The organism is Pseudomonas sp. AK106, from assembly GCF_053903055.1.
The window spans coordinates 1,589,527-1,611,920 of sequence record NZ_CP096426.1; the positions used below are offsets into that span (position 1 = coordinate 1,589,527).

The following is a 22,394-nucleotide window of genomic DNA, read 5'->3' on the forward strand; positions in this document are numbered from 1 at the left end:
TCTTTCATATGAACGAAACCCACGTTGTCTGGAGCGTGGCAGATGGGCGTATTCTTCGCCCTTATCAACAGGAATTAAAATGAGCGAAAGCTTTGCTGAACTTTTCGAAGAAAGCCTAAAGACTCTTAACCTTCAGGCCGGTTCGATCATCACCGCGATCATCGTCGATATCGATTACCAGGCTGGTTGGGTCACCGTTCACGCTGGTCTGAAGTCCGAAGGCCTCATCCCGCTGGAGCAGTTCCACAACGATGCTGGCGAGCTGACCATCAAGATCGGCGATGAAGTCCACGTTGCGCTGGACGCGGTCGAAGACGGCTTTGGCGAAACCAAGCTGTCCCGCGAAAAAGCCAAGCGTGCCGAGTGCTGGATCGTTCTGGAGGCGGCTTTCGCAGCTGAGGAAGTGGTCAAGGGCGTTATCAACGGTAAGGTTAAAGGCGGCTTCACAGTCGACGTTAACGGCATCCGTGCGTTCCTGCCAGGTTCTCTGGTTGACGTCCGTCCAGTGCGCGACACCACGCACCTGGAAGGCAAAGAGCTGGAATTCAAGGTCATCAAGCTGGACCAGAAGCGCAACAACGTTGTCGTTTCCCGTCGCAGTGTCCTGGAAGCCGAAAACAGCGCCGAGCGCGAAGCTCTGCTGGAATCGCTGCAGGAAGGCCAACAGGTCAAGGGTATCGTCAAGAACCTCACCGATTACGGCGCATTCGTCGATCTGGGTGGCGTCGATGGCCTGCTGCACATCACCGACATGGCCTGGAAGCGCATCAAGCATCCATCGGAAATCGTCAACGTTGGCGATGAGATCGATGTAAAGGTCCTGAAGTACGATCGCGAGCGCAATCGTGTTTCCCTGGGTCTGAAGCAACTGGGTGAAGATCCATGGGTTGCTATCAAGGCTCGTTACCCGGAAGGCACTCGCGTTACCGCGCGTGTTACCAACCTGACCGACTACGGCTGCTTCGCAGAGCTGGAAGAAGGCGTGGAAGGCCTGGTACACGTTTCCGAAATGGACTGGACCAACAAGAACATCCACCCGTCTAAAGTCGTTCAGGTTGGCGACGAAGTGGAAGTCATGGTTCTGGACATCGACGAAGAGCGTCGTCGTATCTCCCTCGGCATCAAGCAGTGCAAATCTAACCCGTGGGAAGATTTCTCTGGCCAGTTCAACAAGGGCGACAAGATCTCCGGCACCATCAAGTCGATCACCGATTTCGGTATCTTCATTGGTCTGGACGGCGGCATCGACGGTCTGGTTCACCTGTCCGACATCTCCTGGAACGAAGTGGGCGAAGAAGCCGTACGTCGTTTCAAGAAGGGCGACGAGCTTGACACCGTGATCCTGTCGGTTGATCCAGAGCGTGAGCGCATCTCGCTGGGCATCAAGCAGCTGGAAAGCGATCCGTTCTCCGAGTACGTCACTGTCAATGACAAAGGCGCTATCGTCCGCGGTATCGTTAAAGAAGTTGACGCCAAAGGCGCCATCATCACTCTGGCCGACGACATCGAAGCGACCCTCAAAGCCTCCGAAATCAGCCGTGACCGCGTTGAAGATGCGCGTAACGTTCTGAAAGAAGGCGAAGAGATCGAAGCCAAGATCATCAGCGTTGACCGCAAGAGCCGCGTGATCAGCTTGTCCATCAAGTCGAAAGACGTTGAAGACGAGAAAGAAGCGATTCAGAGCCTGCGTAGCAAGCCTGAAACCGCTGAAAGCACTGGTCCTACCACTCTGGGTGACCTGCTGCGTGCTCAAATGGAAAAACAGAACTGAGTTCTGTCTGACCATTGAAAAAGGGCGACTTCGGTCGCCCTTTTTTGTGGGCGGGTGTTTTTGCGGCATGTTCGGCCAGTGCCTGTTGACGATCTTCAAGCTCGGTTGATTTAAGTCTGGACATACTCTGTTCAAATGCTTCAGGTCATGCTAAAACCTTCAAAGCGCTTTACCTAGCTGCTTGAAAAAAAAGGGAAAAACATGACGAAGTCGGAGTTGATCGAACGAATTGTCACCCATCAAGGACTGCTCTCATCCAAAGATGTGGAGCTGGCCATCAAGACCATGCTTGAGCAGATGTCGCAGTGCCTCGCGACGGGCGACCGTATTGAAATACGCGGCTTCGGCAGCTTTTCCCTGCATTATCGCGCGCCTCGCGTAGGCCGCAATCCAAAGACAGGCCAGTCTGTCAGCCTCGATGGCAAGTTCGTCCCTCACTTCAAGCCAGGCAAAGAGCTCCGCGACCGGGTGAACGAAGAAGAGGAGCACGAGCTCCAATAGCTCTTTGAGGAGTTCTCATGCGAAATGTGAAGCGTCTGATCTTTTTAGTTATCGCCCTGTTGATCGCAGCGGCGATTCTCGTATTTGTGCTGGAAAACCAGCAAACCGTCGCACTGGTATTCTTTGGCTGGAACGCGCCCGAGCTGCCTGTTGCCGTGCCGGTGATCTTCGCACTGCTGGTGGGCATGTTGATTGGCCCGCTGTTGGTTTCAGTCGCGCGTCTGCGCAGGAAGCCCAAAGCGTCACGCCTGCCCTGATAGAATCCCCGCGCGCCAGACACCTCAACGCTTGTGTTGAAGATAATTACAAGCGCACCTATAACTAATTCCCTTTTTCAATGCCTAACCCACGCCTCAAGCTTTCAGGCGCGAGGGTTGCGTGCAGTTCTTCATTCGAGCTGCTTCTACTGAACAGAGGAACCTTCGGGTTTTTTCGTCGCATAGGTTTTTACACATGAATTCCGACTATCCCGCTCTTCAGACTCGCTGCTTCAAGGCCTACGACATCCGTGGTCAGGTGCCTAATGACCTTGACGATGACATCGCGTACCGCATCGGGCGGTCCATGGTTATCGAACTGGGTGCCAAAAATATCGTCGTGGGCCGAGACATGCGTCTTGAAAGCCCGGCCTTGGCTCAAGCGTTGATCAAAGGCATCCAGGGAGCCGGCGCGGATGTCATCGACATCGGCCTGTGCGGCACCGAAGAAGTCTATTTCGCCACCAGCCATTACGAAGCAGACGGCGGCGTGATGGTCACGGCCAGTCATAACCCGAAGGGTTATAACGGCATGAAGCTGGTGCAAAAGTCGTCTCGTCCTATCAGCGGTGACACCGGCCTTGATGCCATTCGCCAGCGTGTCGATGCGGGCGATTTCGGTCAGGTTGCCGCCCAGCACGGCAGCGTTCAGTCCAAGCCGGACAAAACGGCCTACATTCAGCACCTGCTGACCTACGTCAAAGACGCCGATCTTCGTCCACTGAAGATCCTCGCTGATCCGGGCAATGGCGCGGTCGGTCCTGCACTGGAGGCGATCCGCTCCCAGCTGCCGTTCGAGTGGGTCATCATCAACGCCGAGCCGGATGGCAACTTCCCTAATGGCGTACCGAACCCGCTGCTGCCGGAAAACCGCAGCATCACCCGCGACGCGCTGCTCAAGCACGGTTGCGACCTGGGTCTGGCCTGGGACGGCGATTTCGACCGTTGCTTCTTCTTTGACGAGCAGGGCCGTTTCGTCGAGGGCTACTACCTGGTGGGCCTGCTGGCAGAAATGCTACTCAAGCAACACCCGGGCTCGAAAATCATTCACGACCCGCGCCTGACCTGGAACACCATTGATCAGGTCGAGCAGGCGGGCGGCACGCCGGTGCTGTGCAAAACCGGCCACGCCTTTATCAAGGAGCGCATGCGTCTTGAAGACGCCGTGTATGGCGGCGAAATGAGTGCGCACCACTACTTCCGCGATTTCGCCTATTGCGACAGCGGCATGATCCCGTGGCTGCTGGTCGCTGCACTGATGTCGGTGTCCGGCAAGAAGTTCTCGCAGCTGGTCGATGAGCGCATGGCGGCCTACCCGTGCAGCGGCGAGATCAACTACAAGGTCGACGACGTCAAATCCATCATCGCCAAGATCCTGGAGCACTACACGCCGTCCTGCTCGAACATCGACAGAACCGACGGCATCAGCCTTGAGTTCGCTGAGTGGCGTTTCAACCTGCGCGGTTCGAATACCGAGCCGTTGCTGCGTCTGAACGTCGAGAGCCGTCGTGATCCAGCCCTGGTCGAAGCCAAGGTGAAAGAGATCGAAGCGTTGATCAACGGCAAGTGATGCACTTGGCAAGCGGTCCTGCTGACTGAATGGCAGGGCCGCGAGCCAATCGTCTACAATGGCGCCGCTGCCCCGCAGCGGCCGTCATGATCGACGACGAATTCTTATGTGCATGGATCGGATATGACCAGAAAAATCCTGGTAACAGGCAGTTCGGGATTTTTGGGAACAGCGCTGGTTGACCACCTTGCACACCTGCCTGACACGCACATTGTTGCGGTCAGCCGACGGGCGATGCCCCATTCTTCTGCAAACGTCACGACGGCCACTGTTGCCGGGCTGACTGCCGACACCCCACGGCGAGCAGTGCTGCACGACGTCGATACGGTCGTTCATGCTGCAGCGCGGGTGCATGTCATGCACGACACCGCGGCTGACCCCCTTTCGCTGTACCGGGAGGTCAACACCCTCGGCACGCTGAACCTCGCTGAGCAGGCCGCCGCAGCCGGTGTCCGGCGCTTCATCTTTATCAGCACGATCAAGGTCAACGGCGAGTCCACTGCGCGGGGCCAGTGCTTTCGTCCGGACGACGCGCCCAATCCGAGCGATCCCTACGCCATCTCCAAGCACGAGGCAGAACAGGGCCTTCTGGCGCTGGCAAAGACCTCTGCGATGGAAGTGGTCATCATCCGTCCGGTGCTGGTGTATGGGCCCGGCGTCAAGGCGAACTTCCTGCAACTGATGCGCACCCTGCGCAAAGGTGTGCCGTTGCCGCTCGGTTCGGTGAACAATGCGCGCAGCCTGGTCTCGCTGGACAATTTGATCGACCTGATCCGCGTCTGCATCGATCATCCTGCCGCCGCGAACCAGGTCTTTCTGGTCAGCGACGGCCGCGACCTGTCGACCACCGAACTGGCCGCCCGCCTCAAATCGCACATTGGTGCATCGGGTTGGCTTATTCCCGTCCCCGAATCCCTTATCATGCTCGGCGCCTCACTGTTGGGTCGCACATCGGCGGCCGAGCGGGTGCTGGGTTCGCTGCGGGTGGACATCAGCAAAAATCGCGAACGGTTGCAGTGGCAGCCCCCGGTGTCGGTAGAGGACGGCCTGAAAAAGACTGTCGAGCATTTTCTGGTTACGGATCGAGCATGAATTATTGGTGGGTCGCGGTTGCTGTTGGGGTGTTGTCGTTTGCGCTGACGCATGTATTGCGACGATATGCATTGCACAAGAGCCTGCTCGATATTCCCAACGGTAGAAGCTCTCATACGATCCCGACGCCACGGGGCGGCGGTGTGGCGATTGTCATCAGTTACCTGGTGGCACTGGTCTGGATGCTTTGTGCAGGGCTGATAGGGCGCGATCCGTTCCTGGCCATGTTCGGCGCGGGCGCAGTGATCGCGGCGCTGGGGTTTCTCGACGATCACGGCCACATCGCGGCGCGATGGCGGTTGTTGGGGCATTTCTTCGCCGCGGCGTGGGCGTTGTTCTGGCTGGGAGGTCTTCCGCCGGTCAGCGTGTTCGGCATGACCCTCGCCCCGGGCTTGATCGTCAACGTGCTGGCGGCGTTCTATCTGGTCTGGCTGCTTAATCTGTACAACTTCATGGACGGGATCGACGGCATTGCCAGCGTCGAGGCGATCTGCGTCTGCGTCGGTGCGGCGATCATCTACGCCCTCAGCGGTGTCGCCACGCTGGTGTGGCTGCCGGTCCTGCTGGCGTGCGCAGTGGCGGGCTTTCTGGCCTGGAATTTCCCCCCGGCAAAGATCTTCATGGGCGACGCCGGCAGCGGGTTTCTCGGCATCATGCTCGGTTGTCTGTCGCTGCAGGGCGCGTGGATTTCCTCGCAGTTCTTGTGGGTATGGCTTATCCTCCTCGGGGTGTTCATCGTAGACGCTACCGTAACCCTCATCCGTCGGCTCATTCGGGGCGACAAGGTCTATGAGGCGCACAGAAGTCACGCTTATCAATTCGCCTCGCGCCGTTTTGGCAAGCACCTTCCCGTGACGTCCGCAGTCGGTGTAATCAATCTGTGCTGGCTGTTGCCGGTCGCTGTAGGTGTCACCCGTTTCGGGCTGGACGGGGCACTCGGCGTGATCATTGCTTACGCTCCATTGCTCGCCCTGGCAGTCATCTTCAAGGCAGGGGCGCTTGAAAAAAGCTGAGCGTGGACATTGGCGCTGATGCTGTTGATCCGATTCCCTTGCGGGACAGGAATCAATGGCCGGTGCAAGGGTCGACTGAAAGGAGTTTGAACGCGTGCTTGAGGGGACAATGGAGAAAATTCGCACTTCGCTGCTGGCGCTGCCTCGCCGGCACAAGCGGATCATGCAGGTCGCCGCAGACGTCTGTCTGATCTGGTTCGCGTTGTGGATGGCGTTCGTCGTTCGCCTGGGCATCGACGAGCTCATCAATCCCCTGGAAATCCATACCTGGCTGTTCGCAAGCGCCCCCGTGGTGGCCATCCCGCTGTTCATTCGGTTCGGCATGTACCGCGCGGTCATGCGTTATTTCGGCAACGACGCGCTGATCGCGATCATCAAAGCCGTCAGCCTTTCGGCCCTGATTCTCGGGGTCGTGGTCTACCTCTACAGCAACCACCAGCACGTTGTGCCACGATCGGTGATGTTCAATTACTGGTGGCTGAGCCTGGTGATGATCGGTGGCCTGCGGCTGGCCATGCGTCAGTACTTCCTCGGCGACTGGTTCTCTGCCGCTCGCCATGTGCCGTTCGCGACCCGTGACGATGGCCTGCCCAAAGTGGCCATTTACGGCGCCGGCGCGGCAGGTAATCAACTGGTTGCCGCCTTGCGCATGGGCCGGTCGATGCGTCCCGTGGCGTTTATCGATGACGACGACTCGATCTCCAACCGGGTCATTTCCGGGCTGCAGGTCTACAAGCCCAAGCACATTCAGCAGATGATCGATGTGACCGGCGCCCAGGAAATCCTGCTGGCGATTCCGTCGTCAGCCCGTGCGCGCCGCCGGGAAATCCTCGGCTTCCTCGAAGGCTTCCCGCTGCATGTTCGCAGCGTGCCGAATTTCTCTGATCTGGCCGCCGGCCGGGTGAAGGTCGACGATCTGCAGGAAGTCGACATTGCCGACCTGCTTGGCCGCGACGCCGTACCTGCCCAGGAAGAACTGCTCGAACACTGCATCAAGAACCAGTGCGTGCTGGTGACCGGGGCAGGGGGCTCGATCGGCTCGGAGCTGTGCCGGCAGATCCTGCTGCTGAAGCCGACCACGCTGCTGCTGCTCGATCACAGCGAATTCAACCTGTACACAATCCTCACCGAACTGGAGCGGCGCGTGGCTCGTGAGTCGCTCAAGGTCAAGTTGCTGCCGATCCTGGGCTCGATTCGCAATCACGCCAAGTTGCTGGACGTGATGAAGACCTGGCAGGTCAATACGGTGTACCACGCGGCGGCCTACAAGCATGTGCCGATGGTCGAGCACAACATCGCTGAGGGTGTGCTCAACAACGTGGTCGGTACGCTGAATGCGGCCCAAGCCGCGCTGCAGGCCGGCGTGGCTAACTTCGTGTTGATCTCCACCGACAAGGCCGTGCGCCCGACCAATGTGATGGGCAGCACCAAGCGCCTGGCCGAGCTGACGTTGCAGGCACTGAGCCGGGAAACCGCGCCGGTGATGTTCGGCGACCGCTCCAATGTGCATCAGGTCAACAAGACCCGATTCATCATGGTGCGATTCGGCAATGTGCTGGGGTCGTCCGGCTCGGTGATCCCGCTGTTCCATCAGCAGATCAAATCCGGTGGGCCGCTGACGGTCACGCACCCGAAAATCACCCGCTACTTCATGACCATTCCGGAAGCGGCGCAGTTGGTGATCCAGGCCGGTTCCATGGGGCAGGGCGGCGACGTGTTCGTGCTCGACATGGGCGAGCCGGTGCGCATCATCGAGCTGGCCGAGAAGATGGTGCATCTGTCGGGCCTGAGCATCCGCTCGGAGCACAACCCCCAGGGCGACATTGCCATCGAGTTCACCGGACTGCGGCCTGGCGAGAAGCTCTATGAGGAGCTGCTGATCGGCAACAACGTGGCAGCGACTCGCCACCCGATGATCATGAGCGCCCAGGAAGATTTCCTCACGTGGGACGTCTTCAAGCAAAGCCTTTCGCAGCTGCTCAAGGCGCTGGACGACGATGATTACACCCGCGTGCGGCAGATCCTCGGGGACACCGTCAGTGGCTATGCGCCCGAGGGCGATATCGTCGACTGGATTCATCAGCAGCGTCGTCGGGAACCCTGAGTACACGCACACCGGAAACCTTTTCTTACTCAGCCAAATGATCGCTGAAACGGGCGCAAGGCCGCTGTGCACGGGGCCTGCGAGACAGGACATATCCGGTCACCGATCCCTGCGTTGACGCACTGCCGCCATCGGCTAGGTTTGGGAAGCAGCTCAGGAATGCTGCTTCCACTTACGATGCCGATGGAGCATGACTCATGCGTACTTCTTACCTGTCCTCTCTGATCTTCGCACTGCTGGCGAGTACGTCCCTCGCCGTGACTGCCGCCCCTGCCGCCACCCCGCCGGACGCCAGCAAACCTGCCATGTCCGCGCCGGCGGGCATGCAGGACGCCAAGGTCAATCTCAACAGCGCGAGTGCGGAAACCCTTCAGAAAGAGCTGTCCGGCATTGGCGCCGCGAAGGCCAACGCCATCGTCGCTTACCGTGAAGAACACGGCGGCTTCACGGCGGTGGACGAGTTGCTCGAAGTGAAGGGCATCGGCAAAGCGCTGCTGGACAAGAACCGCGACAAGCTGTCGATCAACTAAAACCCTGTGAGCAAAGGCCGATCACTGATCGGTCTTTTTTATGCCTGCAATAATCCAGGGCTGGCCAATCACGCACGACATGAAAAATGTCGACTGACATATTATTTTTTAAATTACGGATGTAATATCTCTCCGCCGCTACGCTTACCTTCCCACGGAGAACGTTCATGACTACTCAGACTCAAGGCAAAGCTGTCATCACCGGCGCCTCGTCGGGCATTGGCTTCACTTACGCGGACCGGCTGGCACGGCGCGGATTTGATCTGGTGCTGGTGGCCCGTGACCAGGCGCGGCTGGAAGCACTGGCGACCGATCTGCGCGCCAAGCATTCGATCCACGTCGAGGTGGTGAAAGCCGACCTGACCCAGCCCGACGACGTCAGCGTCCTCGAGCAGCGTTTGCGCTCGGACGCATCGGTCACTTTGCTGGTGAACAACGCCGGGGTTGCACTGAGTACGCCCCTCGCCGAATCGGACTTGGGCGAGGTGGACCGCCTGATTCAACTCAATATCGTGGCGCTGACCCATCTGGCATCAGCCGCAGCGGCCGGTTTCGCGGCGCGCGGCACCGGGGCGATCATCAATATCGCGTCCGTTGTGCCCATGCTGCCGGAGCGCTTCAACGCGGTGTACACGGCCAGCAAGGCCTATGTGTTGAGCCTGACCCAATCGCTGGCCGCCGAGATGAGCGAACGGGGCGTGCAGGTTCAGGCGGTGATGCCTGGTGCCACACGCACTGAAATCTGGGAGCGCGCGGGCATGGACATCAACGCCTTCCCGCCGGAAATGGTCATGGACGTCAACGAAATGGTCGACGCCGCGTTGACCGGGTTTGATCAGCAGGAGCGGGTGACCATTCCGTCGCTGCCCGATGCCGCGCACTGGCAGGCGTTCACCCAGGCACGCCTGGCGCTGGGCCCGAATCTGTCGCTGCAGCACGCGGCGCAGCGTTACAAAACGGCTGGCGCGTAAGGGTGCCGGCCACTGCCAAAACTGAGGAAAAGGTGAACCCATGAGTGAGCGTCGCATCGTAGTGACGGGTATGGGGCTGGTAACGCCATTGGGCTCCGGCGTCGAAGCGGTATGGAAGCGGTTGCTCGAAGGCCGCTCCGGCATTGTGCAGTTGCCTGAGGGGACGGTGGCTGATTTGCCGGGCAAAGTCGGCGGCCCGGTGCCGACCCTGGAGCAAGACCCTGAAGCCGGGTTCGATGCTGACGCTGCGGCGCCGCCCAAAGAGCAGAAGAAGATGGACCGTTTCATCCTGTTCGCCCTGGGCGCTGCGCAACAGGCGGTCACGCAGGCGGGCTGGGCACCGTCCACCGAAGAGGAGCGCGAACGCACCGCGACCATCATCGGCGCCGGCGTCGGTGGATTCGGCGCCATCGCCGAGGCCGTGCGCATTACGGACAGCCGCGGGCCGCGGCGCTTGTCGCCGTTCACCATTCCGTCGTTTCTGGTCAATCTGGCAGCCGGGCATGTGTCGATCCAGCACGGTTTCAAAGGTCCGCTGGGCGCCCCGGTGACGGCATGTGCAGCGGGTGTCCAGGCGATCGGCGATGCCGCGCGGCTGATTCGCAACGGGGAGGCGGACGTGGCCATCTGCGGTGGCGCCGAAGCCTGTATCGACCGCGTCGCCCTGGGCGGTTTTGCGGCCGCCCGTGCGCTCTCCCATGGCTTCAACGACACGCCTGCGCGCGCTTCGCGGCCCTTCGACCGTGACCGCGACGGCTTCGTCATGGGCGAAGGCGCGGGGATCATCGTTATCGAAACCCTGGAGCACGCACTTGCCCGCGGTGCAACGCCCATCGTCGAGCTGGTCGGCTACGGCACCAGCGCGGACGCTTATCATCTGACTGCAGGGCCGGAGGATGGCAGTGGCGCGCGTCGAGCGATGCAGGCAGCGATCCGTCAGGCGGGCATCCAGCCTGCCGACGTCCAGCACGTCAACGCCCACGCCACGTCCACCCCGGTGGGCGACAAGGGTGAAATGGCGGCGATCAAAACGGTGTTTGGTGACCAGAATGGCGTCGCGGTGACGTCGACCAAATCCGCCACCGGGCATTTGCTCGGCGCAGCAGGCGGGATCGAGGCGATCTTCACGGCGTTGGCGATCCGCGATCAGATCGCGCCGATGACCCTCAATCTGGAGAACCCCGACGAGGCGGCGGTGGGCATCGACATCGTCCGCGGCAAGGCGCGCCCGATGAACATCGAGTACGCGCTGTCCAACGGTTTTGGCTTCGGGGGCGTGAACGCCAGCGTGCTGTTTCGTCGCTGGCATCCCTGAGAGGCATCAGTGAAACAAACGTCACGCTTCCCTGCCGAGAAAGGGCAGGGAAGTGAGCGTCAGCCCTCGACCAGTTGCTTGAGCTGATCGCGGGTGGTTTCCAGAATCCGCTCGGCCAGCGCAGGATCCTTTGCGCTGCGCGCCAGCACCATCGCCCCCACCAGCCCGGACATCAGCATCACGCTCTTGTCGCTGCTCTGCCCATCGGCCGGCATGCCTGCATCAAGGGTTGCGAGCATGCGGTGGATCAACTCGTCGGTGATCTCGCTCGGTTGCCCGCGCTGGCCCAGTTCGGACGCCATGGTCGGCAACGGGCAGCCCTTTTCCGGGTGATCGCGATGGGCGGTCGACAGGTACAGGTCGATGAACGTCTGGGTCGAGTTGTCTTCGGCCAGTTTCTCGGCGACTGAGGCGAGCATTTGGTCGACGGCGCAGCGCAGGGATTTCTCGACCAGGTCGTCCTTGGATTTGAAGTGGGCATAAAAACCACCGTGGGTCAGGCCCAATGCCTTCATCAACGGCTGCAAACCGGTGGCGCCGATGCCGTCACGGCGAAAGCGTGCGGCGGCTTCCTGAAGGATCCGCTGGTGGGTCTGGGCTTTGTGATCTTCGGCGTAACGCATGGAGCGAGCCTCCCGAGTGTGGCTCTTGAAATGGTGGTCGACATTTTTACACGGATGACAGGCCGTTGCAGTACCCGCGTTGAAACACGAGCTGCCACCGGTCAGAGCGCCCCGTCCACCACCACCCGCTTACGACAGCGGATATCCGGCTATTTTGGCCCCATCATTTTCGCCAGCGCCTCAGGCCGGGGTGCGCCTTGTTGCTGCTGAAGGTGCCCGGCCTCGTCCTTGTAGAAAATCGACGGCGTGGCGGACAGGCCCATGTCTTCCATCAGTTTCATGTTGGCGTCGAGCTTGGCCTGGATGTCTTTGGGGATGTTCTGCATGGCCTTGAGCGTGCTGGCTTTGCCCGCCTGCTCGTGGTTCTGCAGGGCCAGTTCCGGGTTCGCGTCGGCCAGCAGGCTCGCGGCTTTGGCGGCGCTGTCCTCGCGGATCACGCCCACCATGATGTGGCGCAGTTGCACTTTCCCTGATTTGACCCAAGGCCGCGCCTGCTCCCAGAACAGGTTGCAGTACGGGCAGTTGGCGTCGCTGAACAGGTAGATGATTTTCGGCGCAGTCTTGGCGCCGTCGGCGATCCAGGTGCTGTTTTCCAAGCGGCCCCACATCGCCTCGGCCATCGGCCCATAGACCAGCTTCTGCAGGGGCGCGGTGCTCAGGTCCTCGCCCTTTTCATTGAACAGATTGCCGGCCAGCACATGCTTGCCGTCCGGGGTCAGGTACAGCGCCATGCCCTGATTCTGGTACTCGGCGGCGTAGCCCTTCAGTCCTGCCGGCGCGTCGAAGCTGCCTTTGATGGTCGCGCCCTTGGCTTCCAGCGCCTTGATCGGGGCGGGCAGTTCTTCGGCGTGGGCCAGCGCGCCTGGCAGGCTGAGCGAAACGGCGATAGCGATGAGCGCAGGGCGCAAGATGTTCATGGGGTGGTCCTCTGTTGCGAAGAAGGGGGTGACGAAGGCTGTGAAGACATCGGTGAAGAAGCGCTCGGCGGCTGGCTGAAGCCGTCCAGGTAATGGGTGAGGCTGGCGCTGGACAGTTCGCCCAGATGCCCGTCCAGTTGACGGCCGTTCATCCCGTAAAACAGCGTGGTGGGCAGGGCGGCTGAACCGGCGCGGCGGCCCAGTTCGCCGCTGTCATCGAACAGCACGTTGTCCAGTTGCAGACCCTGGCTGCTGAGAAACGTCGCCACTTCACGGGGGCTTTCTCCCTGATTGACGAACAGAAATACGACGTCGGGATTGGCCTGCTGCGCGGCTTGCAGCACGGGCATTTCCCGGCGGCACGGCGGGCACCACGTCGCCCACAGGTTGATCACCAGTTTGCGGCCTGTGTAATCGCGCAGCTGCACGGACTCGCCGGCGCCGTTGCGCAGCGTCAGATCCGGCAGCGGGACATCCCGACGCAGGCTTTCAATGGCCAGACTACTCAGCCACCAGAACAGTAACCCGCTGGCGACGCCCCATCCCAGTGGCCTGCGCTGCAACGGTCGGCGCCACGCGATGACAGCGGCGCCGACCACAATTGCCAGAACACCGGGCCAGGCACTGAAGCCGCCGTCGCGGATATCGACGATGCGCAGCAGGTCGCTTTCATACTGCGCCCAGTAGCGCACGACGAACGCCAGACGCGCCACCAGCAGTCCGAACATAAACAGGCCGAAGACGGCGCGTTCCGGGTTTATTCGCTGCTTGCGGCCACTGATCCAGCCGACCAAAGTCGCCAGCGCCAGGGCAACAAGCAGCAGCAAATGATTAAGCGACAGGGCGAACGGCCCCACGGAAAAACTCAGCATCAGTCGCGCCCCCGGGTGGTTTGCCAGTGCTGCAAAAAGCCGTCGAGGCCCACTTCGCCGGTGATACGCCGGTCGCGTCGTTCGCTGCCGTCCGGTGCGATCCACACCAGCGTCGGCGGCCCGGGCACGTTGAAACGATCAAGCAGCGCCCGGCTGGCGTCGTTGTCGGCCGTGACATCGAGGCGCAGCAGGCGCACGCCGTCCAAGGCCTGCAGGGTTTCAGCTTTGGCGAACACGGTCTTTTCCATGATTTTGCAGGACACGCACCAGTCAGCGTAATAGTCGACCAGCACCCACTGCCCAGCGGCTGCTGCAGCGGCGAGTTCCCGGTCCAGGGCCTGCGTTTCCTTGATCGTGGTGAACGCGTCATGGGCCGCGCTTGGGGTGGATGATTTCGACCCGCTGTAGACCTTGAGCGGCTGCCAGGGATCGTCGCCGCCCGCCGCCGCGCCGATCACCATCATCAGGCCCCACAGGCCTACGAGCAGACCGACGGGTGCGCAGAGGCGTGAGGCGCGTTGCAACGGCCGGGTCTGCACGATGGCGCTGTAAGCAAAGATGATCAGCAATGCACCGAACAACCCCAACCACAGTACCTCGGCGAGCAACGGCCGAATCATGATCAGCGCGGTGCCCAGCAACAGGAAGCCGAAGAGGCCTTTTATCAGATTCATCCAGGCGCCCGGTTTTGGCAGAAAGCGCGTGCCGAGCGTGACCAGCAGCAACAGTGGCAGGCCCATGCCCACGCCCATGACGAACAACACCAGCGCGCCGTGCAGCGCATTGCCGCTCTGGGCGATATACAGCAGCGCGCCGGCCAGTGGGGCGGTCATGCACGGGCCGATCATCAGCCCCGACAGCGCGCCGAGGGCAGAGGCGCCCAACAGACTGCCGCCTTGGCGCTGACGCCCGGCCTTCTCCAGACGATCGCGCAGGAAGCCCGGCAACTGCAGCTCGAAGAAGCCGAACATCGGCAGCGCCAGCACCACAAACAGCACCGCGAAACTGCCCAGCAGCCACGGCTGTTGCAGGGTCGATTGCAGGTTGCTGCCCAACAGCGCGGCGACCACGCCCAGCCCGGCGTAGATCATCGCCATGCTTAGCACGTAAACGCTGGCCAGTGCTAAGCCCCGGGCGGGTCTTGCGCCGCTGCCGACCACCACGCCGGCCAGGATCGGCAGCATCGGCAGTGAGCACGGCGTGAACGCGAGCAGCAGACCCAACCCGAAAAACGCCAGCAGGCTCAGGGCTAGGGAACGTTGCGCCAGGCCACTCGCCAGTGCCTCGTCCTCTGCCTGATTGCCGACGTTGTTGCCTTTTTCAGTGCTGGCCGGTTGCGCGTTGCCGCTGCCGACATCAACGAGCTGGCTTTGCGGTGGATAGCACAACCCGGCATCGGCGCAGCCCTGCCAGCTCACTTTGATCTGACCGTTGGCCGAGGCCGGGATTGTCAGTTCAAGGGCCTGCCGATAGACCTGCTGCTGGCCGAAATACTCGTCGTGATGGTCCTCGCCGGTCGGCAGGCCGGGCTGCTGTTCCTGGCTCAGTCCGTCGAACTTGAGCCGTTGCTGATACAGGTAATAACCGTCCGCAATCTGCCAGTACAGGCGGGTTTGCCCGGACGCCATTCGCTCCGAGGTAAAAATGAAGGCGTCCTTCGCCGACAGAAAATCAGGCTTCTCGCTGAAGAGTGAAGGACCGGATTTCGCCGGGAAGGGATCCCCGCCGGGCACTGCCTGCGCCAGTAACGGGATCAGCATCAGAATCATCAACCACAACCTACGCATGCTCACCTTCCAATCCTTATGAATGGGGCGCAGCCTGCGCAGTGGCGATTAACAGTCGATTAACGCTGTGCGGCGCGTCGTGTCTGCGGCGGCTCGTGCATAATCCGCCGTTAATCCCTCTGCGCTTCAATCGCCTTTTTTTCGGGGCCGACCATGCACGTACTGCTTTGTGAAGACGACGACCTGATTGCCAGCGGCATCGTCGCAGGCCTCGATGCCCAGGGCCTGACAGTGGACCGCGTGGCCACGGCCTCATCGGCGCGGGCGATGCTGTCGGCCGCACATTTCGACGTGATGATCCTCGACCTCGGCCTGCCCGATGAAGATGGCCTGAAGCTGTTGCGCCAGATTCGCCAGCAGGGCGTGGAAATCCCGGTGCTGATTCTTACCGCTCGCGATACCGTCACCGACCGTGTCGACGGCTTGCAGGCCGGCGCGGACGATTACCTGCTCAAGCCCTTCGACCTGCGTGAACTCAGCGCACGCCTGCACACCCTGGTGCGACGCATGGCCGGGCGCAGCGTCAATGTGATCGAACATGGCGTGCTCAGCTATGACCCGAGCAGCCGGGAAACCCGCCTTGCCGATCAGCCGGTCGATCTGTCCCGCCGGGAACAGGCCCTGCTGCAAGCGTTGCTCAACAACAGCGGTCGCGTGCTTTCGGGCGAACAGTTGAAGGACTGCGTGTACGGCTTCGGCGACGAGGTCGAGAGCAACGCCCTCAATGTTCATATCCATCACCTGCGGCGCAAGCTTGGCGGCCGCATTATCGAAACCGTCCGCGGGCTCGGTTATCGCCTCGGCCCGGCCGGCCATGATTCGGAGCCCACGCCATGATGAGCCTGCGCACGCGGCTAAGTCTGATTCTGGGCTCGGCGTTCATTCTGATCTGGGTGCTGGCGGCCGCGTGGATGCTGCGCGACTTGCGCACGCAGATGATGCAGTCCCTCGATCAACGCCTTGAGGCCTCGGCGCGCATGGTCGCCGGGCTGCTCGAGCAGATGCAGATGCCCACCGGCAGCGACACCCGCTCGCTGCGGGCCGACGATCCGGCGTTGCCCAACGGCATGGCGTGTCAGTTGAGCTCCCTGCGCGGGCAGGTGCTGGCGCGCACCGACAGCTCGCCGAGCGAACCGCTGAAGGCCGACGCCAGCGGCTTCCATGACCAGATGATCAACGGCGACCACTGGCGCGTGTACACGATGATGCATGGCAATGTACGGGTGAGCACCGCCGACCGGCAGATCGAGCGCGACGTGCTGGGGCACTCGGTGCTGCTGGCGGCGTCGGTGCCGGTGCTCGTCGCTCTGTTCGGCAGCCTGGCGCTGGTCTGGTTCGGCATCGGCCGGGGGCTGGCGCCGCTCAACCGCATGCGCGATGCCTTGAATCGGCACAGCGCCGACTCGGTCGAGCCGCTGGACGTGCCCAACCTGCCCAGCGAGTTGCAACCGCTGCTGGTCAGCCAGAACCAGCTGTTTCAGCGCATTGCCCAGACCCTTGAGCGAGAGCGTCGGCTGACCGGCGACGCCGCCCATGAACTGCGCAGCCCGCTTACTGCCATCAAAACCCATCTGCAAGTGGCGCGCATGACCGAGGGCGAAAAACGCGATAAAGCGCTGGCCCATGCGGAGGAGGGCGCCGATCGCATGCACCGCACCCTCGAACAGCTGCTGCTGTTGGCGCGGGTCGAGGGCAGCCTGTCGTTTGATGACGGTGTGCAGTGCGACGCCGAACAGGTCGCTCGGCTGGCCATTCACGACGCCAGTCACGGCGACGAGCAGCGCATCGACCTGATACTGCCGTCGCAGTTGTCCAGCGCCGCCGTACAGATGCCGGCGGCGCTGGCGGTGGCCGCGCTGCGCAATCTGCTGGACAACGCGCTGCGCCACAGCCAGGCCGCGGCGCAGGTGGAACTGAGTGTTGAAACCTTCGACGGGCAGGCGCATTTCCGCGTTCGCGACCATGGACCGGGGATTCCCGAACCGGACCTGGACAAGCTCACCCAGCGCTTCTGGCGCAACGGCAAAAGCCCCGGCGCTGGCCTGGGCCTGGCGATTGTCCAGGCCATCGTTCAACGCTGTGCGTGTTCGCTGCGCTTTGACAGCCGTCAGGACGGTTTGCGGGTGGAGCTGATCATGCCGTTGCGGCGCGACGTCGCAGGCGAGTGATGTGTGGGAAGGGTCTGAAATGTGAGTCGGCCTGGCGTTGGACGTCAGGCCGGCTGTTTACTGAATGTGCGTTACTCGGGCATGGCTGAGGAATGGTGGGATGTAATCAGCCACTGGTTATCCACGTGTGCATAAGTGAAGGTGTAACGCGCTTTGACGCTTGAGTGGTCGTTAAAACGAAAGGTGTAAAGGCCGGTGTCGATTGCGGTATTGCAACTTGTCATCACAGTGCTGCTGTCGACAGTGCCCACCGGTTTGTTTTTAAGGAAGTGATTGAAGTAATCAAGTTTGCCCGCAAGGTCTGTTCTGGGCTGGTTGGAGAGGGTGGGCAGCAGCACGGCATCGGCGGTGTAGTTCGCCGCCACCTTGCTCGAATCGCCGGTTTTCAGGGCGTCATTCCAGCGGTCGAACAGCATTGCGGCCTGCTGCTTGTCAAGTGTTGCGCATTGATCGGAGGTAGTGTTTGCACTGGCGAACGAGCTGGCAGTGAGTAATGTGATAACAGCGAAAGTCTTGAACATGAGTTGCCTTCCATGGGCGGTTGAATGTAGATCGAGAGCCTAGTGCAGGAGGAAGTAAACGTGTACTGCCGTGGATTTACAATTCGTTTCGCGAACTAATTTTTGCATATCCGGCGTGGGAAGTTTCCGCTTTGATAAGTAAGAAGAGTTACTTATTTGCGCCGGAAGTTAAGCCGGTTTGAAACTTTCATTCTCCGGTTCCGCACGCTTTTGGTCCGACAAGCCTTTGATTCTGCTCTCCAATCCCGGACAATCGCGCCCCTTTCCCTGTAGAGAACCGGTCAGGGGCGCCGACTGCCACGTTTTTCGACGCGCTTTTGACCATGTAGCTATCACCGGCAACGGAGAATCGACCGGATGAATGATCAGGCCAACAGCGTCGAACACACCGTCGACGCCGCCCCCGCGAGCGTAACGACCTGGAACCGCAACGACACCACCTGGATGCTCGGGCTGTTCGGCACCGCCATCGGCGCAGGCACGTTGTTTCTGCCGATCAACGCAGGTATCGGCGGGTTCTGGCCGCTGGTGATTCTGGCCGTGCTGGCCTTTCCGATGACTTTCTACGCGCACCGCGGGCTGACCCGTTTCGTGCTGTCGGGGCGCGATGGCGCGGACATCACCGAAGTGGTCGAGCAGCATTTCGGCAGGAAAGCCGGTGCCTTGATCACGCTGCTGTATTTCTTCGCCGTGTTTCCGATCCTGCTGATCTACAGCGTGGCGCTGACCAACACCGTGGGCAGTTTCATGGAGCACCAACTCCATGTGCAGCCGCCGCCCCGGGCGCTGCTGGCGTTTGTGCTGATCCTTGGCTTGCTGGCGGTGGTGCGTTGCGGTGAGCAGATCATCGTCAAGGCCATGAGCCTGATGGTGTACCCGTTTATCGTGGCTTTGCTGTTCCTCGCGGTGTTTCTGATTCCGCACTGGAACGGCGGCATTCTGACCACGGCCAGCAGCTTTCCGGCACCCTCGTCGCTGCTGCACACCCTGTGGCTGGCGATTCCGGTGATGGTCTTCTCGTTCAACCATTCGCCCATCATCTCGGCATTTGCCGTCGACCAGAAGCGTCAATACGGCGAGCAGGCCGAACCGCGCAGCTCGCAAATCCTGGCCCGCGCCCACCTGCTGATGGTGGTCATGGTGCTGTTCTTCGTCTTCAGCTGCGTGCTGACCCTGGCGCCTGAGCAACTGGCGGAAGCCAAGGCGCAGAACCTGTCGATCCTGTCTTATCTGGCCAACCACTTCAGCAACCCGACCATCGCGTTTGCCGCGCCGCTGATTGCGTTCGTCGCGATCACCAAGTCGTTTCTGGGCCATTACATCGGCGCCAGTGAAGGCCTCAAAGGTCTGGTGATGAAGACCGGCCGCCGTCCTTCGCCACGTCTGCTCGATCGCCTGACCGCAGGCTTCATGCTGGTGGTCTGCTGGCTGGTGGCGACGCTCAACCCAAGCATTTTGGGGATGATCGAAACCCTCGGCGGCCCGGTCATTGCCGCACTGCTGTTCCTCATGCCGATGTACGCCGTGCGCAAAGTGCCGGCCATGCGCCGGTATGCGGGCAAACTGTCGAACGTGTTTGTGGTGGTGATCGGGCTGATCTCGATTTCGGCATTGGTTTATTCGTTGTTGCAGTGACGCTTCAAGTGGGGCGGAGGGCAGATCGTCCGTCTTCCTGAAGCTGCACTGCGGGTAGCCAACATTGATCGTGTGGGCGTGACCGGGATGGCGCGTCCCATGGCTCAAGGACACGGTATTTCATCGCTGAAAATCCGGCGAATGTACCGGCATCTTCGCGAGCAAGCTCGCTCCCGCACGGTGTTCTGTTTTCTTGGAAATTGGCGCAAGTTGAGAGACTGGAGGCGCCGGCCGTTCATTCAGGCAACCGCGATGTCCGACGGCGAGCACTGGCCATGTGGGAGTGAGCTTGCTCACGAAGGCGGTGGTCTGGCCGCAGTTAGATCCACTGCCCAGCTGGGTCTTCTCAAATCGCCGCCACATTGACTTTGCCAATGGCGTCGCCGCATGATCCTGCTCGTTTCTGATCGATTCAGCCCTTTACCGAGGCCTCATGTCTGCCAACCCTGAAGCATTTCCCGGCGAGCGTCAGCGTTTGATCTCCGAGCGTCTGGCCGTGCACGGTAGGGTGATCGCCGCGGACCTGGCGGCCGAATTCAATGTGTCCGAGCATTCCATTCGTCGTGATCTGGGCGCGCTGGCGGCTGCCGGATTGTGCAAACGCGTGTACGGCGGGGCGATTTCGTTGGCGTCGGACGGGCCGCTGGCCATGCGTGTCGAGCATGAGCCCGGGCGCAAGCGTCAGTTGGGTATCGCGGCGGCGGGATTGATCAGCGCCGGGCAGCACGTGTTTATCGACGGCGGCTCGACCAATCTGGCCATCGCCAAAGCCCTTGATCCTCACATGCCGTTGACCGTCACCACCAACGCGCCGCTGATCGCGGTCGAGCTGATGAAGCTGCCGTCGGTGGAGGTGATTCTGCTGGGCGGGCGCTTGAGTCCCGTCGCCGGTAGCACCTACGGCTTCACCACCATTCAGCAACTGGCCCACTTCAATTTCGATCTGTGCTTTCTCGGCGCCTGTGCGCTGGACGCGCTGAAAGGCGTGACCGCGTTCGACATGGACGTCGCCGAGTTCAAGCGCGCCGTGGTGGCGCGCAGCGGTCAGGTGGCGGTGGCGGTCATTAACGAGAAGCTCTCCAGCATTGCGCATTACCAGGTCGCGCAGTGTGAGGAGGTGGGCGCGCTGGTGGTTGAATACGACGCGCCGGCCGACCGTCTGGAGCTGTTTCGCGGCAAGGTCGCGCAGATGGTTACGGCGCGGGCAGCGCACTGAGCAGCTTCGTCTCCTGCCAGGCCACAGTGCGATTGCGACCTTGGTGTTTGGCGGCGTACAGCGCCGCATCCGCCCGTTTGACGAAGTCTTCCAGGGTCTCGCATTCCTGCGCTTTACAGCCATACACCCCCAGACTGATGCTAACGATGCCGATCGGGTTGCCGTGGTGTTCAAGGGCTCGAGTGAGCACGGCCAACCGGATTTTCTCCGCCAGGCTCACCGCGCCCTGCATATCGCTGTAGGGCAGGAAAACGGCCATTTCTTCCCCGCCGTAACGCACCGCCAGGTCGCCGGTGCGATTGATGTTGCTGCGAATGCACTCGGCCACGGCAACGATGCATTTGTCGCCCGCGACGTGTCCGTAGTTGTCGTTGTAGCTCTTGAAAAAATCGATGTCGATCATGATCAGGCTCAGCGGATGCAAGTTCGGCTGCCCGTTGAGAAACTCCAGACCGAGAATCTCCTGAAAATGCCGACGATTGGCCAGGCCGGTCAGGCTGTCCTGCAGCGCGAGCTTTTCCAGCGAGTGGCTGGCAATGCGCAGCTGTGATTCGGCGTTGAGGCCGAAACGGATCTGCTGGAACAGCAACACGCCAAACAGCAGGTTGGCGACCACCACGCAGATGATGATCGCCAGCGAGCGCCAGGCGTATTGCCGCCACTCGTCGAGCACTTCGCGCTGGGACAGACCGGCGAGCACCACCATCGGGTAGCGGTCCAGTTTCTTGTAGCCGTACAGGCGCTGTTCGTGGTCGAGCATCGAGACGACGTTCGCCGTGCCTTCGTAGTGTTCGCGGACGTAAAGGCGGAACAATTCGCCGTCGCCAATGGAGGTACCGCGCACGTTTTGAATGAGCGGACGTCGTGCCAACACGGTCCCGTCGGCCATGGTCAGTGTGATGACGCCATGCTTGCCGATGTCGAAGCGCTCGAAGAATCGTTCGAAGTAATTCAGTTCGACGGTGGCCAGCACCACACCGGCGAAGTTGCCCATCTCATCGTCCACCCGTCGCGACACCGGGATGATCCAGTCACCCGTGGTGCGGCTCTGGATGGCGGGACCGACGTGGGGCAGGTTGCTGGCGATGGATTGATGGAACCGAAAATACTCACGGTCGGCATTGTTGGCGCCGGCCGGCATGTGGTTGAGGGAGGTGGCCGCCCAGTTGCCGTCCTTGTCGTAGATGAACAGGCCCTGGAGCTGTTCGACGCTGGCGGCAGTGGCGCGCAGATAATCGTGCATCCGCGAACCGCTGGCGGCGCCGAAACCGTCGAATGAAAGCCGCTCGACCACCGCGGACACGGCAATGTGCGCCTGATCGAAGGCGTCATCGGCGTGCTGCGCCATCGAGCGCGAAAGGTTGGCGACGTTGGTGTTGGCGATCTCCAGCTCGTGAATGCGCGTCTGGCGCAATTGCCAGACGGTGATGCTCGTGATGGAGATGCACACCAACAAGGTAAACAGCCCCGCCAGCCACAACACGGGCATGCGTTTGAGTCGTCGGTTTCTGACGCCGAACTCCGATCCTTC

20 protein-coding genes are annotated in these 22,394 nt (G+C 61.2%); 14 read left to right on the forward strand and 6 right to left on the reverse strand.

Annotated features, from left to right (window positions below; genetic code table 11):
- The first annotated feature begins 79 nt into the window (after window positions 1-79).
- The 10 genes from rpsA to fabF all read left to right on the forward strand — a co-directional run bounded on the left by rpsA (window position 80) and on the right by fabF (window position 11,124).
- Window positions 80-1,771: a 30S ribosomal protein S1 gene (gene rpsA, locus M1E04_RS07245; protein ID WP_065992985.1), complete on the forward strand. Its 1,692-nt coding sequence runs from the start codon at window positions 80-82 to the stop codon at window positions 1,769-1,771.
- Between the two features lie 201 nt (window positions 1,772-1,972).
- Window positions 1,973-2,272 carry an integration host factor subunit beta gene (gene ihfB / locus M1E04_RS07250; protein ID WP_037011901.1) on the forward strand — a complete coding sequence of 100 codons (300 nt, stop codon included), beginning with the start codon at window positions 1,973-1,975 and terminating at the stop codon, window positions 2,270-2,272.
- A gap of 17 nt (window positions 2,273-2,289) precedes the next feature.
- On the forward strand, window positions 2,290-2,529 hold the full coding sequence (locus M1E04_RS07255) for a LapA family protein (RefSeq protein ID WP_192133788.1): 240 nt from the start codon (window positions 2,290-2,292) through the stop codon (window positions 2,527-2,529).
- A gap of 196 nt (window positions 2,530-2,725) precedes the next feature.
- Window positions 2,726-4,099 carry a phosphomannomutase gene (locus tag M1E04_RS07260; protein WP_456292651.1) on the forward strand — a complete coding sequence of 458 codons (1,374 nt, stop codon included), beginning with the start codon at window positions 2,726-2,728 and terminating at the stop codon, window positions 4,097-4,099.
- 123 nt (window positions 4,100-4,222) lie between these two features.
- Window positions 4,223-5,191, forward strand: a complete 969-nt coding sequence (locus tag M1E04_RS07265; protein WP_369318654.1) for a UDP-glucose 4-epimerase family protein — start codon at window positions 4,223-4,225, stop codon at window positions 5,189-5,191.
- A complete protein-coding gene (locus tag M1E04_RS07270; RefSeq protein WP_456292652.1) occupies window positions 5,188-6,204 on the forward strand; it encodes an MraY family glycosyltransferase in 1,017 nt (338 codons plus the stop codon). The genes M1E04_RS07265 and M1E04_RS07270 overlap by 4 nt, the downstream gene beginning before the upstream one ends.
- A 109-nt stretch (window positions 6,205-6,313) precedes the next feature.
- The gene (locus M1E04_RS07275; RefSeq protein WP_065992994.1) at window positions 6,314-8,308 is read left to right on the forward strand and encodes a polysaccharide biosynthesis protein; all 1,995 of its coding nucleotides are present in this window, start codon (window positions 6,314-6,316) and stop codon (window positions 8,306-8,308) included.
- A gap of 197 nt (window positions 8,309-8,505) precedes the next feature.
- Window positions 8,506-8,838 carry a ComEA family DNA-binding protein gene (locus M1E04_RS07280; protein WP_296313596.1) on the forward strand — a complete coding sequence of 111 codons (333 nt, stop codon included), beginning with the start codon at window positions 8,506-8,508 and terminating at the stop codon, window positions 8,836-8,838.
- A gap of 167 nt (window positions 8,839-9,005) precedes the next feature.
- Window positions 9,006-9,809 carry an SDR family NAD(P)-dependent oxidoreductase gene (locus M1E04_RS07285; RefSeq protein WP_456292653.1) on the forward strand — a complete coding sequence of 268 codons (804 nt, stop codon included), beginning with the start codon at window positions 9,006-9,008 and terminating at the stop codon, window positions 9,807-9,809.
- A 40-nt stretch (window positions 9,810-9,849) separates the two neighbouring features.
- Window positions 9,850-11,124, forward strand: a complete 1,275-nt coding sequence (fabF, locus tag M1E04_RS07290; RefSeq protein ID WP_369318651.1) for a beta-ketoacyl-ACP synthase II — start codon at window positions 9,850-9,852, stop codon at window positions 11,122-11,124.
- A gap of 59 nt (window positions 11,125-11,183) precedes the next feature.
- Here the strand turns inward: fabF and M1E04_RS07295 are convergent, their stop codons facing one another.
- From M1E04_RS07295 to dsbD, 4 genes are all read right to left on the reverse strand, one after another.
- Window positions 11,184-11,747 carry a TetR/AcrR family transcriptional regulator gene (locus M1E04_RS07295; RefSeq protein ID WP_456292654.1) on the reverse strand — a complete coding sequence of 188 codons (564 nt, stop codon included), beginning with the start codon at window positions 11,745-11,747 and terminating at the stop codon, window positions 11,184-11,186.
- A 149-nt stretch (window positions 11,748-11,896) separates the two neighbouring features.
- On the reverse strand, window positions 11,897-12,664 hold the full coding sequence (gene dsbG, locus M1E04_RS07300; protein WP_456292655.1) for a thiol:disulfide interchange protein DsbG: 768 nt from the start codon (window positions 12,662-12,664) through the stop codon (window positions 11,897-11,899).
- Window positions 12,661-13,536, reverse strand: coding sequence for a prolipoprotein diacylglyceryl transferase family protein (locus M1E04_RS07305; protein ID WP_456292656.1), 876 nt, complete (start codon window positions 13,534-13,536; stop codon window positions 12,661-12,663). The genes dsbG and M1E04_RS07305 overlap by 4 nt, the downstream gene beginning before the upstream one ends.
- Complete coding sequence (gene dsbD / locus M1E04_RS07310; RefSeq protein ID WP_456292657.1) at window positions 13,536-15,323, reverse strand: protein-disulfide reductase DsbD; 1,788 nt, start codon at window positions 15,321-15,323, stop codon at window positions 13,536-13,538. Before dsbD ends, M1E04_RS07305 begins: the two co-directional genes overlap by 1 nt.
- A 153-nt stretch (window positions 15,324-15,476) precedes the next feature.
- On the opposite strand from dsbD, the gene M1E04_RS07315 reads away from it, so the two are divergent.
- Both M1E04_RS07315 and M1E04_RS07320 read left to right on the forward strand, forming a co-directional pair.
- Complete coding sequence (locus M1E04_RS07315) at window positions 15,477-16,160, forward strand: response regulator (RefSeq protein WP_456292658.1); 684 nt, start codon at window positions 15,477-15,479, stop codon at window positions 16,158-16,160.
- Window positions 16,157-17,491: an ATP-binding protein gene (locus M1E04_RS07320; RefSeq protein WP_456292659.1), complete on the forward strand. Its 1,335-nt coding sequence runs from the start codon at window positions 16,157-16,159 to the stop codon at window positions 17,489-17,491. The genes M1E04_RS07315 and M1E04_RS07320 overlap by 4 nt, the downstream gene beginning before the upstream one ends.
- Window positions 17,492-17,562: 71 nt before the next feature.
- Here the strand turns inward: M1E04_RS07320 and M1E04_RS07325 are convergent, their stop codons facing one another.
- Window positions 17,563-18,012: an SgcJ/EcaC family oxidoreductase gene (locus M1E04_RS07325; RefSeq protein WP_456292660.1), complete on the reverse strand. Its 450-nt coding sequence runs from the start codon at window positions 18,010-18,012 to the stop codon at window positions 17,563-17,565.
- Window positions 18,013-18,369: 357 nt separating this feature from the next.
- Between M1E04_RS07325 and M1E04_RS07330 the strand changes: the two genes are divergently transcribed.
- Together M1E04_RS07330 and M1E04_RS07335 are read left to right on the forward strand one after the other, a co-directional pair.
- Window positions 18,370-19,647: a serine/threonine transporter gene (locus M1E04_RS07330; RefSeq protein WP_065993011.1), complete on the forward strand. Its 1,278-nt coding sequence runs from the start codon at window positions 18,370-18,372 to the stop codon at window positions 19,645-19,647.
- Window positions 19,648-20,080: 433 nt separating this feature from the next.
- Window positions 20,081-20,863 carry a DeoR/GlpR family DNA-binding transcription regulator gene (locus tag M1E04_RS07335; protein ID WP_192133764.1) on the forward strand — a complete coding sequence of 261 codons (783 nt, stop codon included), beginning with the start codon at window positions 20,081-20,083 and terminating at the stop codon, window positions 20,861-20,863.
- Here the strand turns inward: M1E04_RS07335 and M1E04_RS07340 are convergent.
- Window positions 20,841-22,352, reverse strand: a complete 1,512-nt coding sequence (locus M1E04_RS07340) for a sensor domain-containing diguanylate cyclase (protein ID WP_456292661.1) — start codon at window positions 22,350-22,352, stop codon at window positions 20,841-20,843. The genes M1E04_RS07335 and M1E04_RS07340 overlap by 23 nt on opposite strands.
- Window positions 22,353-22,394 lie beyond the last annotated feature (42 nt).